This window comes from Pseudomonas trivialis, from assembly GCF_001439805.1.
GTDB classification, from domain to species: Bacteria; Pseudomonadota; Gammaproteobacteria; order Pseudomonadales; family Pseudomonadaceae; genus Aquipseudomonas; species Aquipseudomonas trivialis.
On record NZ_JYLK01000009.1, the window covers coordinates 162,927 to 176,718 of the forward strand.

The window sequence follows — 13,792 nt, forward strand, 5'->3', positions numbered from 1 at the left end:
TACACGTTTTACCCTGGACAGGCGTTGGGCCGATTCCCGACATTGCCCAAGAATTTCGCAAGAAGACAAGTTCCCCAAGAGCCACAAAGAAGGTAGGACACCGTGAACCCGGTTATCAAAAAATTCCAGTTCGGTCAGTCGACCGTTACCCTCGAGACAGGCCGTATCGCCCGTCAAGCCTCCGGCGCAGTGCTGGTTACCGTTGATGACGACGTTACCGTACTGGTGACCGTTGTTGGCGCCAAGACCGCTGACCCAAGCAAAGGCTTCTTCCCTCTTTCCGTTCACTACCAGGAAAAAACTTACGCTGCCGGTAAGATTCCTGGTGGTTTCTTCAAGCGTGAAGGCCGTCCTTCCGAGAAAGAAACCCTCACTTCCCGACTGATCGACCGTCCGATCCGTCCGCTGTTCCCCGAAGGCTTCATGAACGAAGTGCAGGTTGTCTGCACCGTTGTTTCCACCAGCAAGAAGACCGATCCGGACATCGCTGCGATGATCGGTACCTCGGCTGCCCTGGCTATCTCGGGCATTCCGTTCGACGGCCCGATCGGCGCCGCCCGCGTTGCTTTCCACGAAAGCACCGGCTACCTGCTGAACCCGACCTACGAGCAACAGAAAGCTTCGAGCCTGGACATGGTCGTTGCCGGTACGTCCGAAGCCGTATTGATGGTTGAATCGGAAGCCAAAGAACTGACCGAAGACCAGATGCTGGGCGCGGTACTGTTTGCTCATGACGAATTCCAGGCTGTCATCAAGGCTGTCACCGAACTGGCCGCCGAAGCTGCCAAGCCGACCTGGACCTGGGCTGCTGCGCCGGAAGCCACAGAATTGCTGGGCGCTATCCGCTCGGAGTTCGGTGACGCGATCTCCCAGGCTTACGCCATCACCGTCAAGGCCGATCGTTACGCTCGCCTGGGCGAGCTGAAGGACCAGGTTGTTGCCAAGCTCTCCGGTGAGGAAGGCCAGCCTTCGTCCAGCGAAGTCAAAGCCGCTTTCGGCGAAATCGAATACCGCACCGTTCGCGAAAACATCGTTAACGGCAAGCCACGTATCGACGGCCGTGACACCCGCACCGTACGCCCGCTGAACATCGAAGTTGGCGTGCTGCCGAAGACGCACGGTTCGGCCCTGTTCACCCGTGGTGAAACTCAGGCGCTGGTCGTTGCGACGCTGGGTACTGCCCGTGACGCACAGCTGCTGGACACCCTGGAAGGCGAGAAAAAGGACCCGTTCATGCTGCACTACAACTTCCCGCCGTTCTCGGTCGGTGAGTGTGGTCGCATGGGTGGCGCTGGTCGTCGCGAAATCGGCCACGGCCGTCTGGCCCGTCGTTCGATCGCTGCGATGCTGCCGGCCGCCGACGTGTTCCCGTACACCATCCGTGTTGTATCGGAAATCACCGAGTCGAACGGTTCCAGCTCCATGGCATCCGTCTGCGGTGCTTCCCTGGCGCTGATGGACGCCGGTGTGCCGATGAAGGCACCGGTTGCCGGTATCGCCATGGGTCTGGTTAAAGAAGGCGAGAAGTTCGCCATCCTGACCGACATCCTGGGTGACGAAGATCACCTGGGCGACATGGACTTCAAGGTAGCCGGTACCGCCAAAGGTGTGACCGCGCTGCAGATGGACATCAAGATCAAGGGCATCACCGAAGAGATCATGGAGATCGCCCTGGGCCAAGCCCTGGAAGCGCGCCTGAACATTCTCGGCCAGATGAACCAGATCATTGGCCAGTCGCGCACCGAGCTGTCGGAAAATGCTCCGACCATGATCGCGATGAAAATCGACACCGACAAAATCCGTGATGTCATCGGTAAAGGTGGCGCGACCATTCGTGCGATCTGTGAAGAGACCAAGGCTTCGATCGATATCGAAGACGACGGCTCGATCAAGATCTTCGGCGAATCCAAGGAAGCTGCAGAGGCTGCGCGTCAGCGCGTTCTGGGCATCACTGCCGAAGCCGAGATCGGCAAGATCTACGTCGGCAAGGTTGAGCGCATCGTCGACTTCGGCGCATTCGTCAACATCCTGCCGGGCAAAGACGGTCTGGTTCACATCTCCATGCTCAGCGATGCTCGCGTGGAGAAAGTGACTGATATTCTGAAAGAAGGCCAGGAAGTGGAAGTGCTGGTACTGGACGTGGACAACCGCGGCCGTATCAAGCTGTCCATCAAGGACGTTGCAGCAGCCAAGGCCTCGGGCGTCTAATCACCCCCAGGCTTCACGCTGAAAAAGGACTCTTCGGAGTCCTTTTTTTATGGGCCCATAAAAGTTAAGCGTGATCAGGCGTTTAGCACCACGGACAAAAGCCGCAACTTGCATGCAGATCCGGCCGTCTTCATGCAAGTTGCACGATTCCGGGAAAAGAGAGGTTTTATAACCCATTGTTTTTAAAGGATTTAATACCTTGCGGCAACTTGGCACACTGCCTGCAATATCCCCATTAACGCTGCAGCATCTAGGTTTACGCGCCGCAGACTTTTAATAAAACAGGAGTTACTCGTATGAAGAAGTTCGCTTTCGCTACTGCTACCGCTCTGACTCTGGCCATGGGTGCTAACGTAGCCTTTGCTCAGACTTCCCAAGCCCCGATGACGTTGGCCGCCGGTGAAATGACCCAGGCTAAAGAGACTACTTCGGACACCTGGATCACCACCAAAGTCAAAGCTGACCTGCTGACTGAAAAAGGCATCCCAGGTTCGGACATCATGGTTGAGACCAACAAAGGTGTGGTTTCCCTGTCCTCCAAGGTAGCTATCTCGGACTCGCAGAAAGCGACCGCTGTAGCCATCACCAAGAAAATCAAAGGTGTGAATGCTGTTTCCGCTGACGGCCTGCTGGCTGGCGGCGCTACCAAAGCAGACAACATCGACAAGACCAAAGGCGCAGCTCATGACGCCAAAGGCGCTACCAGCGACACTTGGATCACTACCAAAGTCAAAGCTGATCTGGTAACCGAGAAAGGCATTCCTGGTACCGACATCAAAGTCGAAACCAACAAAGGCGTAGTTTCCCTGTCTTCCACCGTAGCGGTGACTGAAGCTCAGAAAACCACTGCTGTGAACATCGCCAAGAAAATCAAAGGCGTTAAAGCTGTTTCGGCTGATGGCCTGAAAGCAGAGTAACGCTCAACGGTTCAGCTGAACTGGATGGCGGCGGCGGGTGAGTCAGATATCCACCCAACGCACCCTGGAGTTCATGCGACCGACCACACGGATGTGGTCATTACAGGCCCCGGCACTTGTGCCGGGGCCTGTTTTATTGTGGGGCTGATGTACCCAAATCAAAAAAAGTGGAAGGGGGTTGCGCCCTCCCACATTGGGTCTACAGGGTTTCAGGTCACTCGGCATCCAGATGCATCGGTGTGACCACGCGGCCATCTTTCTCTGCCTGCCCCAGTTGAGTGTCGATGAAGTACACCCGGTCATCTTCCAACTGTCCCTTGTCCACCAGGTAATCCTTGATGGTACTGGCTCGGTCCTGACCCAGCTGACGCAGCAACACATCACTGGCGCTCCAGAACTTGAGCACACCGTCGCGCAGTTTTGCCGCGCGTTCGGCGTCACTCAAGCCTTTCCATTCAGCGGGCGGTTGCTGCTTGAGACGCGTGCGATAGATGCCTTCAAGCAATGGCGCCTTTTCCTTCTCCGGTACGTCCAGCAGTGATGCCTGGGCGGGAACCTTGTCGCCACGGCGCTGCAGAATCTTGTAGTAGTTGTATTGGTACTCACGCTCCAGACGCTCCTGTGCCAGGAACGGCCCGTCGCTGCTGGCTGCCGCCGTGCCTTCAATTTCCAGGCGCAGGGCAGGGCGTTCCTTCAAGGCCTTGGCGAGCGTGTTCAGCGCGCCTTCGGCATTCTTGTCCAAGTCACTGGAGCCTGCCGCAAACGACACACTGCCCAGATCCTCCGAACCGCCGCCCGTCACCAGCCCGCCAATGAACTTGAACGGCGCGGTGGCCGCACGGGCAACCAGGTTGCGCAGGGTCTGCCACACAATCGGCATCACGCTGAACTGTGGATTATTCAAGTCGCCGCTCACCGGTAACTCGAGGGAGATTCTGCCGTTGGTGTCCTTGAGCAGCGCAATCGCCAGACGAATCGGCAGGTCCACGGCATCGGCGCTGTCGACCTTTTCACCCAGTTGCAATTGCTCGACCACCACCTTGTTCTCAGCCTTCAGCTGGCCCTTGGTGATCACGTAGTGCAAGTCGAGGTTCAAGCGGCCCTTGCGAATGCGGAAACCGGCGAATTTCCCGGAGTAGGGCGTCAACGTGGTCAGCTCGACACGTTTGAAGCTGGTGGCAATGTCCAGCGCTGCCATCGGATCAAACGGGTTCACGCTGCCCTTGATGGTGACTGGTGCGTAGCGGTCCACCTTGCCCTTGATGTCGACACTGGCCGGTTTGCCCTGGCGACTGTCAATCGTGCCAATTTGCCCGTTGAGCTGCTGCACGGCAGTGGCGAAGTTGGGCGTGAGGCTGAAGTCGGCAAAGTTGGCCGAACCGTCATTGATCGCCACCTGGCCGATTCGGATGGCCAGCGGATTGTCTTTGCTCGCTGCCGGCTTGGCCGACGACTTGGCGCCATTGTCGGCCGGCTGCGGAATCAGCAGGTCATCGATGTTGGTGGTGCGGTCATCGTTGATCATGAAGCGCGCATAGGGCTGCAGCAGGTTGACTTTGTCGATGGACAGGCTGTCGCCGTGCTGATAATTCACACCTTCCAGCACCAGGCGCTGCCATTTGAGAAAGTCACGGGTCTTGAGGGTGTCGAGCGTGTGCAACTGGTCGACCTGCGCCCGGCCGGTGACCTGCAGCTTCAGCGGATCGGTGCTGGTGAGGTTTACATCCAGGTTGCTGCCGAGCATGCCGCTGCGCAGTTCCAGGCGGATGAACGGGCTGATGTAGGACTGCGCCACCCGCAGGTCGATATCCTGGGTGTTCACCTTCAACCTGGCGCTGACCGGGTTGAGGTTCACCTCACCGCTGGCCTGGAGTTTGCCCTGCTTGCCCAGGCCGCTGTCGAGCTTGAGGGTGAAGGGTTTCTGGTTGAGGCTGTCGAAGTTCTGCACATCGACGTTCAGCGGGCCCAGCTCCAGCGCGACGGCGGGTTGAGCCTGACGGTCAGCCAGATGTACCTGGTAGTTGCGCAGTTGCACGTCCTTGAGCAGCACTTGCCACGGTTTGCTTGGTGCTGCAGGGGCGGGCTTGGGCGAGTCGGCCGTCGCCGGGGCGCTGGCGGGTTCTGGCGCCCTGGCCGGTTTGTTCGGCTGGCTGGCGAACAGTTTCTGCCAGTCCAGTTGTCCATCGGCTTCGCGGGCGGCCCAGGTTTCCAGCGTGTTGCTGCGGATTTTGCCAACCACCACTTGCTGCCTGGCCAGGTCGACCGTGGTGTCACTCACGTCCAGACGCTCCAGGCGCACCAGCGGCCGGCCATCCGGGGCTTTGATGGCAAATGGCGCGATACTGGCCGTGGTGTTGGTCAGTTTGAGTTCGGTTTCCTTGGCCAGGCTGAAGGTGTAATGCGTATCGAAATTCAGCACCCCGTCTTCCAGCACCAGCGGCAAGGCGTCACGCACATAGGGCCACCAGGCTTTCATCTTGCCATCGGTGACTTTCAAGGTGCCTTCAGAGGTGATGGGCACCAGGCTGAAATTGCCCTTCCAGTCGATTTGCCCGCCCGCAGGGCCGGCGGCCACCAGAGTCATGTCGGCATTGTCTTCAGGCAATGTGCTGAGGTTTTTCAGCTCGAAGTCGAGCTTGTCGTAGAGGAATTCGATGGGTTCGCTGGGACGCAGGTCCTGAAAGTGCACGTAGCCACCGGCCAGCTTGACGCTGTCGATACGCAGGGGGAATGGCTTGGCGTCCGGGTCTGTCGGGGTGGGCTCGCTGGGCGGCAGCTTGAACAGCTGCGCCAGGTTCAGCGTGCCGGACTTGTCGAACAGCAGCTCGGTCTTGGGCTGGTCCAACTGCACATCCGCCAGGTGCAGCGCGCGGGTCCACAGGCTGTCGAGCTGAAGGTTGGCATAGAGGCGCTCAAAACCGACCTGCTCCTTGCCCGGTTCGCCGATTTTCAAGCCCCAGGCTGTCACTTCCAGGCTGAACGGGTTGAGTTCGATACGTTCCAGTCTTGCCGGCACCGTGGCGTAATGGGCCAGTTGCTGGTTGGCGATACGAAGCGCGATACCCGGCAAAATCAGAAAACCCAGCAAGCTGTACAGAGCCAGTGCGGTCAGCAGTGCGCCAATGGCGCGGATCAATCCTTTGGACATGGGCGACGCCATCTATCTCGAAGAGGAGTGCCTTGGAGTATGGCACGGGTTGTCGGTTCCGAAGCACCGGGCCTATTGGGAAAAGGACTACAACTGCAGGATCAGGGTCTTCAGTGGAGGCTGTTGATCCTGCGATGGAAAGTCGGCTCCCGGCGTCATGATTTGCCAGTCACGTACCGGCCGCCCGGCTTTTTCGGCACAGCGCAGCACCTGCTCACGCCAATCGTCCATGCCCACTTTGGCCAAATTATTGCAGCAGATCAGCACGCCATTGTCGGCGGTTGCCAGCAACGCCGGCTTGAGCAGGCTCTGGTAGTCGCGCAACAAATCGACCGTACCGAACGCACTCTTGGCCCACGCGGGCGGATCGAGCAGCACCAGGTCGTATTGGCGTTGCTCCAGGCGCGGGTAAGCTGGCAGTGTATGACCGCGCCGCTGGGTAATCGGCAGGCCGGCCAACTGACGAATCGCCGGAAAGTAATCGGATTGCACGAATTCCATGGTTGGCAATTGCGGGTTCAGCAGACCGTTCTCGCGACCGACCGCCAGGTTACCCTCGGCAAAGTCCAGGTTGCACACCTCGCGCGCACCGCCGGCCGCCGCGCTCAAGCCAACACCGCAGGTGTAGGCGAACAGGTTCAGCACGCTTTTGCCGGCGCTGTGCGCCTTGACCCAGCCACGGGTGTTGCGCAGGTCCAGGAACAACAGCGGGTCCTGCCCGGCGTGGCGCCCGCGTACGCGATAATTGAGGCCCCATTCGTGGCCGATCAGATCCTCCAGCGCCGCCGACTCGGCGCGATACACCGCGTCTTCACGGTCGATGCGCGAGTTGCCACGGGAGCGGTCGTTGTACACCAGCAGCAACTCCAGGCCCATGAACTGATTGATCTGCTGATGCAGGTCCAGCAGGTCTGCGGTGTCCAGCGACTGATGAAAACTTTGCACCAGCAATTGCGGGCCATAGCGGTCGATAGTCAGGCCGCCGGCGCCTTCCTGGCTGCCATGAAACAGCCGATAGCAGTCGGTGTCCTGGGCGTGCAGTTCGTTGATCAGGTCTTGGCGATGGTCGAGGGCGGCGCGCAGCGCCTGGTTCAGGGGGGACATGGAGCGCGCCTTGCTGTAAATGAGGAAAACAGGGGCGGGGAGTTTAACAGCTAACCCCGGCCTGAGCAGGCCGGGGTCGCGTTGAGGCAGGTATCAGCCGCGATGACGACCGCGGAAGTAGTTGATCAGGCCTTGGGTGGACGCGTCTTCGGCCGAGGTTTCTTCGGCGCCGGTCAGGCGGTTGTAAACGCCCTTGCCCAGCTCCTTGCCCAGCTCCACACCCCACTGGTCGAAGGCGTTGATGCCCCAGATCACGCTCTGCACGAACACCTTGTGCTCATACATAGCCACCAGCGCGCCGAGACGACGCGGGCTGATGCGTTCGACCACAAGGGTGTTGCTCGGACGGTTGCCCGGGATCACCTTGTGCGGGGCCAGCTTCTGCACTTCGTCCTCTGCGACGCCTTTGTCGCGCAGCTCGGCCTCGGCTTCGCTGCGGGTCTTGCCGAGCATCAGTGCCTGGCTCTGCGACAGGCAGTTGGCGTAGAGCCATTGATGGTGGTCGGACACCGGGTTGAAGCTGACAATCGGCACAATGAAGTCGGCCGGAATCAGTTGGGTGCCCTGGTGCAGCAACTGGTGGTACGCATGCTGGCCGTTGCAGCCCACGCCGCCCCAGATGACCGGGCCGGTGTCGGTGGCCACGGGTGTGCCGTCCTGGCGCACGCTCTTGCCGTTGGATTCCATGTCCAGCTGTTGCAGGTGTTTGGTGATGTTGCGCAGGTAGTGGTCGTACGGCAGGATCGCATGGCTTTGCGCTCCCCAGAAGTTGCCGTACCACACGCCCAGCAGGCCCAGCAGCACCGGCATGTTCTGCTCGAACGGTGCGGTCAGGAAATGCTGGTCCATGGTGTAGGCACCCGACAGCAGTTCCTTGAAGTTGGACATGCCGATGGCCAGGGCGATGGGCAGACCAATGGCCGACCACAGCGAATAACGGCCGCCGACCCAGTCCCACATCGGGAAGATGTTTTCTTCGCGGATACCAAAGGCCACCGCTGCGGCGTTGTTGCTCGACACGGCGATGAAGTGGCGGTACAGCTCGGCCTCTGAGCCACCCTGGGCCAGGTACCAGGCGCGGGCGGCCTGGGCGTTTTTCAGGGTTTCCAGCGTGTTGAACGATTTCGACGAGACGATAAACAGCGTGGTCTCGGCGCGCAGCTTCATGGTCAGCTCGTGGAACTCGCTGCCGTCGATATTCGCCAGGTAGTGGCAGCGCACGCCCTTATGGGCGTAGGACAACAGCGCCTCGGAGACCAGCTCCGGGCCGAGGAATGAACCACCGATGCCGATGTTCACCACGTCGGTGATCGGCTTCTCGGTGTAGCCGCGCCACAGGCCGTCGTGAATGCGGCCGACCAGGTCAGTGATCTGGTTCAGTACCTTGTGCACGTCCGGCATGATGTTCACGCCGTTGACCGACAGCTTGTCGCCCACCGGGCGACGCAGGGCGGTGTGCAGGGCAGGGCGACCCTCGGACGAGTTGACCGGTTCGCCGGCATACAGCGCGTTGATCGCGTCCTTGAGGCCCACTTCATCGGCCAGGCCCACCAGCAGGTCACGGGTTTGGCTGGTGATCAGGTTCTTCGAGTAATCGAGGAAAAGCCCGCAGCTGCTCAGGGTGAACTGGGAAAAGCGCTGCGGATCGGCATTAAAGGCTTCGCGCATGCTGAAATCCTGCATGGCTTGGCGATGTTGAGTGAGCGCTTGCCAGGCGGGCAGCGCGGTAACGTCATGAGGAGTGCGGTAGTACGCCATCGCTGCGGGTTTCCTTTTATTACGGGGACTGCCTTTAGGACACTTCAAAGCCCGGAACGTCCAGTCTTGTCGCAACAATTGGGTTGCGGACAGCACTAACCTTAGCGCCGGGCGATTACATTAAACCTAGCGTGTTGATATGTCTTGGCTTTGTCTGCGCCGTGGCCGGTACTTTTTTATACCGGCACGGCGATCAGGGCAACAGGCGGGCTGCCCGGGCGGGGTCAGTTGAGGTTCAGGTGCAGGTTGTCGATCAACCGGGTGTTGCCCAGGAATGCCGCGACCAGAATCACAATGTCCTTGTCCTGCGCTGTGGCGGGGCGCAGGTACACGCCGTGGCGCACTTCGAGGTAGTCCAGGCGCAGTCCGGCGGCTTCGATCTGCCGCACCTGTTCGGCACGCAGGCTGACGAAGTCATGGTCGCCAGCCTTGATGGCCGCAGCGATGTGGCTGAGGCTGCGATACAGCACCGGTGCGATTGCGCGTTCCTGCCCGGAGAGAAAGCCGTTACGCGAGGACAGCGCCAGACCGTCTTCGGCGCGCACGGTGGGCTCGCCGATGATCTGGATCGGCATGTTCAGGTCATGCACCATGGCGCGGATCACCGCCAACTGCTGGTAGTCCTTCTGGCCAAACACAGCGATGTCCGGCTGCACCATGTTGAACAATTTGCTGACCACCGTGGCGACGCCTTCGAAGTGCCCGGGACGGCTGGCGCCACAGAGGCCTTCGGAGAGGTGCGGGACGCTGACGCGGGTCTGGCCGGTCATGCCGCCCGGGTACATTTCCTCGACGGTGGGTGCAAACAGCAGGTTGCAGCCGGCCTGCAGGAGCTTTTCCTGGTCGGCGGCGAGGGTGCGGGGATACTTGTCCAGGTCTTCGTTGGCGCCGAATTGCAGCGGGTTGACGAAGATGCTGGCGACCACGAAGTCAGCCTGCTGCGCGGCCTTGGTCACCAGGGTGGCATGGCCTTCGTGCAGGTTGCCCATGGTCGGCACGAAGCCGATGCGCTTGCCGGCGCTGCGGGCGTGGGTCACGGCAGCGCGCAGTTCACGCAGGGTTTTTACGGTGTTCATGCAGAAAATCCGTGTTCGGCGGCGGGAAAGGTCACGCCTTTGACTTCGGCGACATACGCGCTCAACGCCGCGTGGATGCTGTCCTGGCCGGCCATGAAGTTCTTCACGAACTTGGGCACGCGACCGGTGATCGAGAGGCCGAGCATGTCGTGCAATACCAGCACCTGGCCGTCGGTGGCGCTGCCCGCGCCAATGCCGATGACCGGCACGCTGACGGCCTGGGTGATTTCCGCGGCCAGGTCGCTGGGCACGCATTCGAGCAGAATCATGGCAACGCCGGCTTGTTCCAGTGCGATGGCATCAGCCCGCATCTGGCGCGCCTGGGCTTCGCTGCGGCCTTGCACCTTGTAACCGCCGAGCAGGTTCACCGACTGCGGCGTGAGGCCCATGTGAGCGCACACCGGTACGCCGCGCTCGGCCAGCAGGCGGATCGACTCGGCGAGCCACAGCGCACCTTCGACCTTGACCATGTGCGCACCGGCGCGCATCAACTTGCCGGCGTTGAGAAACGTCTGTTCGACGGTGGCGTAGTCCATGAACGGCAGGTCAGCGATGATGAACGCGCCGTTGTTACCGCGCTTGACGCTGGCGGTGTGGTAGGCGAGTTCATCGGTGGTGACGGGGAGCGTGCTGTCATTCCCTTGAAGAACCATGCCCAGGGAGTCACCTACCAGCAGCACGTCGACGCCCGCCTGGCAGCAGGCGTTGGCGAACGTGGCGTCATAGCAGGTCAGCATGGTGATTTTTTCACCTTTGAGCTTGAGGCTCTGCAAGGTGGTCAGGGTAATGTCTGGCATCGAAAGGGTCCTCGTTCAGGCGCTTGGAAACAGCGAGTAACGCGCGTGAGTCTTCGTTTATACAGGCGCACCGTCTTGAGAGCAGTGCTTATAAGGCCTGGATTGCGCCCTTTATTGCCGGGTTGGCGGCAGCGGGACGCCTATAGTCGTGAGGAGGACACGGGAAGTCAATTGGATGTGTTACCGCATTGTTACGAGGGCACTGTTACCCCTGTTACTGACGCGATTCAGCAGGTTGAAGGCGGTGAAGCCCCCACATTGACCGCGTCAGTTCTGGGACATGCGTTCCAGGCCTTCGAACGGGCAAGCCGCCAGCAGGTGGCTCAAAGGCTGACCGTCCGGCAGCAGGAAATGTGCCGACGCCAATTCGGCGAGCGGATACAGCACAAACGCCCGCAGATGCATTTGGTAATGCGGCACCTTGAGGCGCGGCTCGTCGATGAGGCGATCGCCAAACAGCAGAATGTCCAGGTCGAGTGTACGTGGCCCCCAGCGCTCAAGGCGCTCGCGGCCCTGATCGTTCTCGATGGCTTGCAACGCATCCAGCAGTTCCAAGGGCGCAAGGCTGCTGTTCAGGGCGGCCACCGCGTTGGTGTAGCGCGGCTGGCCCGGGAGCAGGGAGTCACTTTGATAGAAGGCGGAGACACCGACGACGGTGGTGCCTGGCAACTGCGCCAGCGCCTCAATAGCGCTGCGCAATTGCTGATCCGGGGCAGCGAGGTTGCTGCCCATGCCGATGTAGATACGTTCCACGTTTATTCGCCTGCGGCGCCCGAGGCATCGGCGCCGCTGCGTTTGCGCTTGCTGCTGCTACTGCGCCGACGCTTTTTGGGCGCCGCGCCTTCGCCATCGCCTTTGCTGCCCAGCTCACGAATCATGTCGCGGCGCCCGCTGTCGTTGGCGTCCTGGTAATCGGTCCACCATTCGCCCAGGCCGTCGGTCTGCTCGCCGGCGCTTTCGCGCAGCAGCAGGAAGTCGTAGCCGGCACGGAAGCGCGGGTTGTCCAGCAGCATGTCGGCGCGTTTGCCACTGCGGCGTGGCAGGCGCTCCTGCATGTCCCAGATCTCGCGGATGGGGATGGTGAAGCGTTTCGGGATCGCAATGCGCTGACACTGCTCGGTGATCAGCTCGTGAGCGGCTTCCTGCATCGCCGGAATGGGCGGCATGCCACGGTCCTGCAGACGCAGCACACGTTTGGGCAGGGCTGGCCACAACAGCGCGGCAAACAGGAACGCCGGGGTGACCGGTTTGTTCTGCTTGATGCGCAGGTCGGTGTTGGCCAGCGCTTCGCTGATCAGGGTGTGGGTGTACGTCGGGTTGTATTCCAGGGCTTCGGCGCTGGCCGGAAACAGAGGATCGAACAACTGCAGGTCGACGAGCATCTCAAAGGTGTCGGCCGCATAACCCGAAAGGAACAGCTTGAGCACTTCTTCGAACAGTCGCGCCGAGGGAATTTCGCGCAGCATCGGCGCCAATTCGCGAATCGGTGCGGCGGTGTGTTTCTCGATGCCGAAATTCAGTTTGGCGGCAAAGCGCACGGCCCGCAGCATGCGCACCGGGTCTTCCTGGTAGCGCTGTGTCGGTTCGCCGATCAGGCGGATCAGGTTGTTGCGGATATCGGGCACGCCATTGGCGTAATCGAGGATGCGCTCGCTGACCGGGTCGTAATACAGCGCATTGATGGTGAAGTCGCGGCGCTGCGCGTCTTCTTCCAGGGTGCCGTAGACGTTATCGCGCAGGATGCGCCCACTTTCATTGCGGGAAGACTGGTTGGTGTCTTCCTCTTCATCGTTTTGCGGATGACCGGCACGGAAGGTCGCGACTTCGATGATTTCGCGACCGAAGTGAATGTGCACGAGCTTGAAGCGGCGACCGATGATGCGCGCATTGCGAAACTCGGCACGCACCTGTTCCGGCGTGGCGCTGGTGGCGACGTCGAAATCCTTGGGCGTGATATTGAGCAGCATGTCGCGTACGCAGCCGCCCACCAGATAGGCCTGGTAGCCGGCGTTCTGCAAACGTTCGACGATGTTCACCGCGTAGCGGCTGAACTGAGCGCGCTGCAATGAATGCTGATTGCTGTTAAGCACTTCAGGCGTGCTGCGAATGTGTTGCGTACGACGCACGGGAGAACGGAATGACTGGAACAACTTCTTCAGCATGGGATGCACTGTTTGAAGGAATGTTCGGCCATAACGAAGAATGACCGCATGATGGGCCGGGATTCTAGCATTTAGTCAGGGGATGGTGTAGGAACAAGCTGCAAGCGTTGCTCTGAAAGCTTCAAACGACTGCCAGGAGGGGGGAAATCGCAGAAACTACAAGGGGAGCCGAAGCTCCCCCAGAAGTAGTTGCGTACTCTATTTTTATTATTGGTGTCGGGCTTTTTGTTTTTATTGATCGCCCTCGTCAGGAAGCTTTACCTTCATGACACTCCCAATCGGGAGCCAAGAGCAAACGGATTGCTTTGGTCGCTGTGTTGCTGATCTACGATCCAACCAGTTCAGGCTCTGCCTTAGGGCAGTTTTTGTTGTTCTCGGCCTGGTTGCGGGGCAAGCCCCAAATGCAACGCCTCTCCAAAAGAATCAGTTAGCTGCGCCTCCGCCGTGTTGTTTTTGTTATGCGTGAGTCGATTCGTCTTATTTTTATTGTCTTGTTCAGAGCTTGTTATTGTTTTTGTACTAAGCATATAGCAGGGTGCGTGCCAACTTTGGTGGCGCCCAGCAAAAGCAGGGGGTTGAGGTGGTTTCAGGTTGGGGGCGGACGAAAAAAAGCCGGGGCTTC

9 protein-coding genes are annotated in these 13,792 nt (G+C 60.0%); 2 read left to right on the forward strand and 7 right to left on the reverse strand.

Translation table 11 applies throughout. The features are described from left to right. The first annotated feature begins 102 nt into the window (after positions 1 to 102). Together pnp and TU79_RS15260 are read left to right on the forward strand one after the other, a co-directional pair. Complete coding sequence (pnp, locus tag TU79_RS15255; RefSeq protein WP_057008738.1) at positions 103 to 2,208, forward strand: polyribonucleotide nucleotidyltransferase; 2,106 nt, start codon at positions 103 to 105, stop codon at positions 2,206 to 2,208. Positions 2,209 to 2,504: 296 nt separating this feature from the next. Next, the gene (locus TU79_RS15260) at positions 2,505 to 3,125 is read left to right on the forward strand and encodes a BON domain-containing protein (RefSeq protein WP_057008739.1); all 621 of its coding nucleotides are present in this window, start codon (positions 2,505 to 2,507) and stop codon (positions 3,123 to 3,125) included. Positions 3,126 to 3,339: 214 nt separating this feature from the next. On the opposite strand, the gene TU79_RS15265 is transcribed toward TU79_RS15260, so the two are convergent. From TU79_RS15265 to TU79_RS15295, 7 genes are all read right to left on the reverse strand, one after another. Beyond that, positions 3,340 to 6,273: a DUF748 domain-containing protein gene (locus tag TU79_RS15265; RefSeq protein WP_057008740.1), complete on the reverse strand. Its 2,934-nt coding sequence runs from the start codon at positions 6,271 to 6,273 to the stop codon at positions 3,340 to 3,342. Between the two features lie 87 nt (positions 6,274 to 6,360). After that, positions 6,361 to 7,377, reverse strand: coding sequence for a class I SAM-dependent rRNA methyltransferase (locus tag TU79_RS15270; RefSeq protein WP_057008741.1), 1,017 nt, complete (start codon positions 7,375 to 7,377; stop codon positions 6,361 to 6,363). A 93-nt stretch (positions 7,378 to 7,470) separates the two neighbouring features. Continuing rightward, positions 7,471 to 9,135, reverse strand: coding sequence for a glucose-6-phosphate isomerase (pgi, locus tag TU79_RS15275; RefSeq protein ID WP_057008742.1), 1,665 nt, complete (start codon positions 9,133 to 9,135; stop codon positions 7,471 to 7,473). Between the two features lie 224 nt (positions 9,136 to 9,359). Continuing rightward, positions 9,360 to 10,211, reverse strand: a complete 852-nt coding sequence (panC, locus tag TU79_RS15280) for a pantoate--beta-alanine ligase (protein ID WP_057008743.1) — start codon at positions 10,209 to 10,211, stop codon at positions 9,360 to 9,362. Continuing rightward, the gene (panB, locus tag TU79_RS15285) at positions 10,208 to 11,008 is read right to left on the reverse strand and encodes a 3-methyl-2-oxobutanoate hydroxymethyltransferase (protein WP_057008744.1); all 801 of its coding nucleotides are present in this window, start codon (positions 11,006 to 11,008) and stop codon (positions 10,208 to 10,210) included. The genes panC and panB overlap by 4 nt, the downstream gene beginning before the upstream one ends. Before the next feature lie 267 nt (positions 11,009 to 11,275). Next, positions 11,276 to 11,761 carry a 2-amino-4-hydroxy-6-hydroxymethyldihydropteridine diphosphokinase gene (gene folK / locus TU79_RS15290; RefSeq protein ID WP_057008745.1) on the reverse strand — a complete coding sequence of 162 codons (486 nt, stop codon included), beginning with the start codon at positions 11,759 to 11,761 and terminating at the stop codon, positions 11,276 to 11,278. A 2-nt stretch (positions 11,762 to 11,763) separates the two neighbouring features. Further along, positions 11,764 to 13,170, reverse strand: a complete 1,407-nt coding sequence (locus tag TU79_RS15295) for a polynucleotide adenylyltransferase PcnB (RefSeq protein ID WP_057008746.1) — start codon at positions 13,168 to 13,170, stop codon at positions 11,764 to 11,766. Positions 13,171 to 13,792 lie beyond the last annotated feature (622 nt).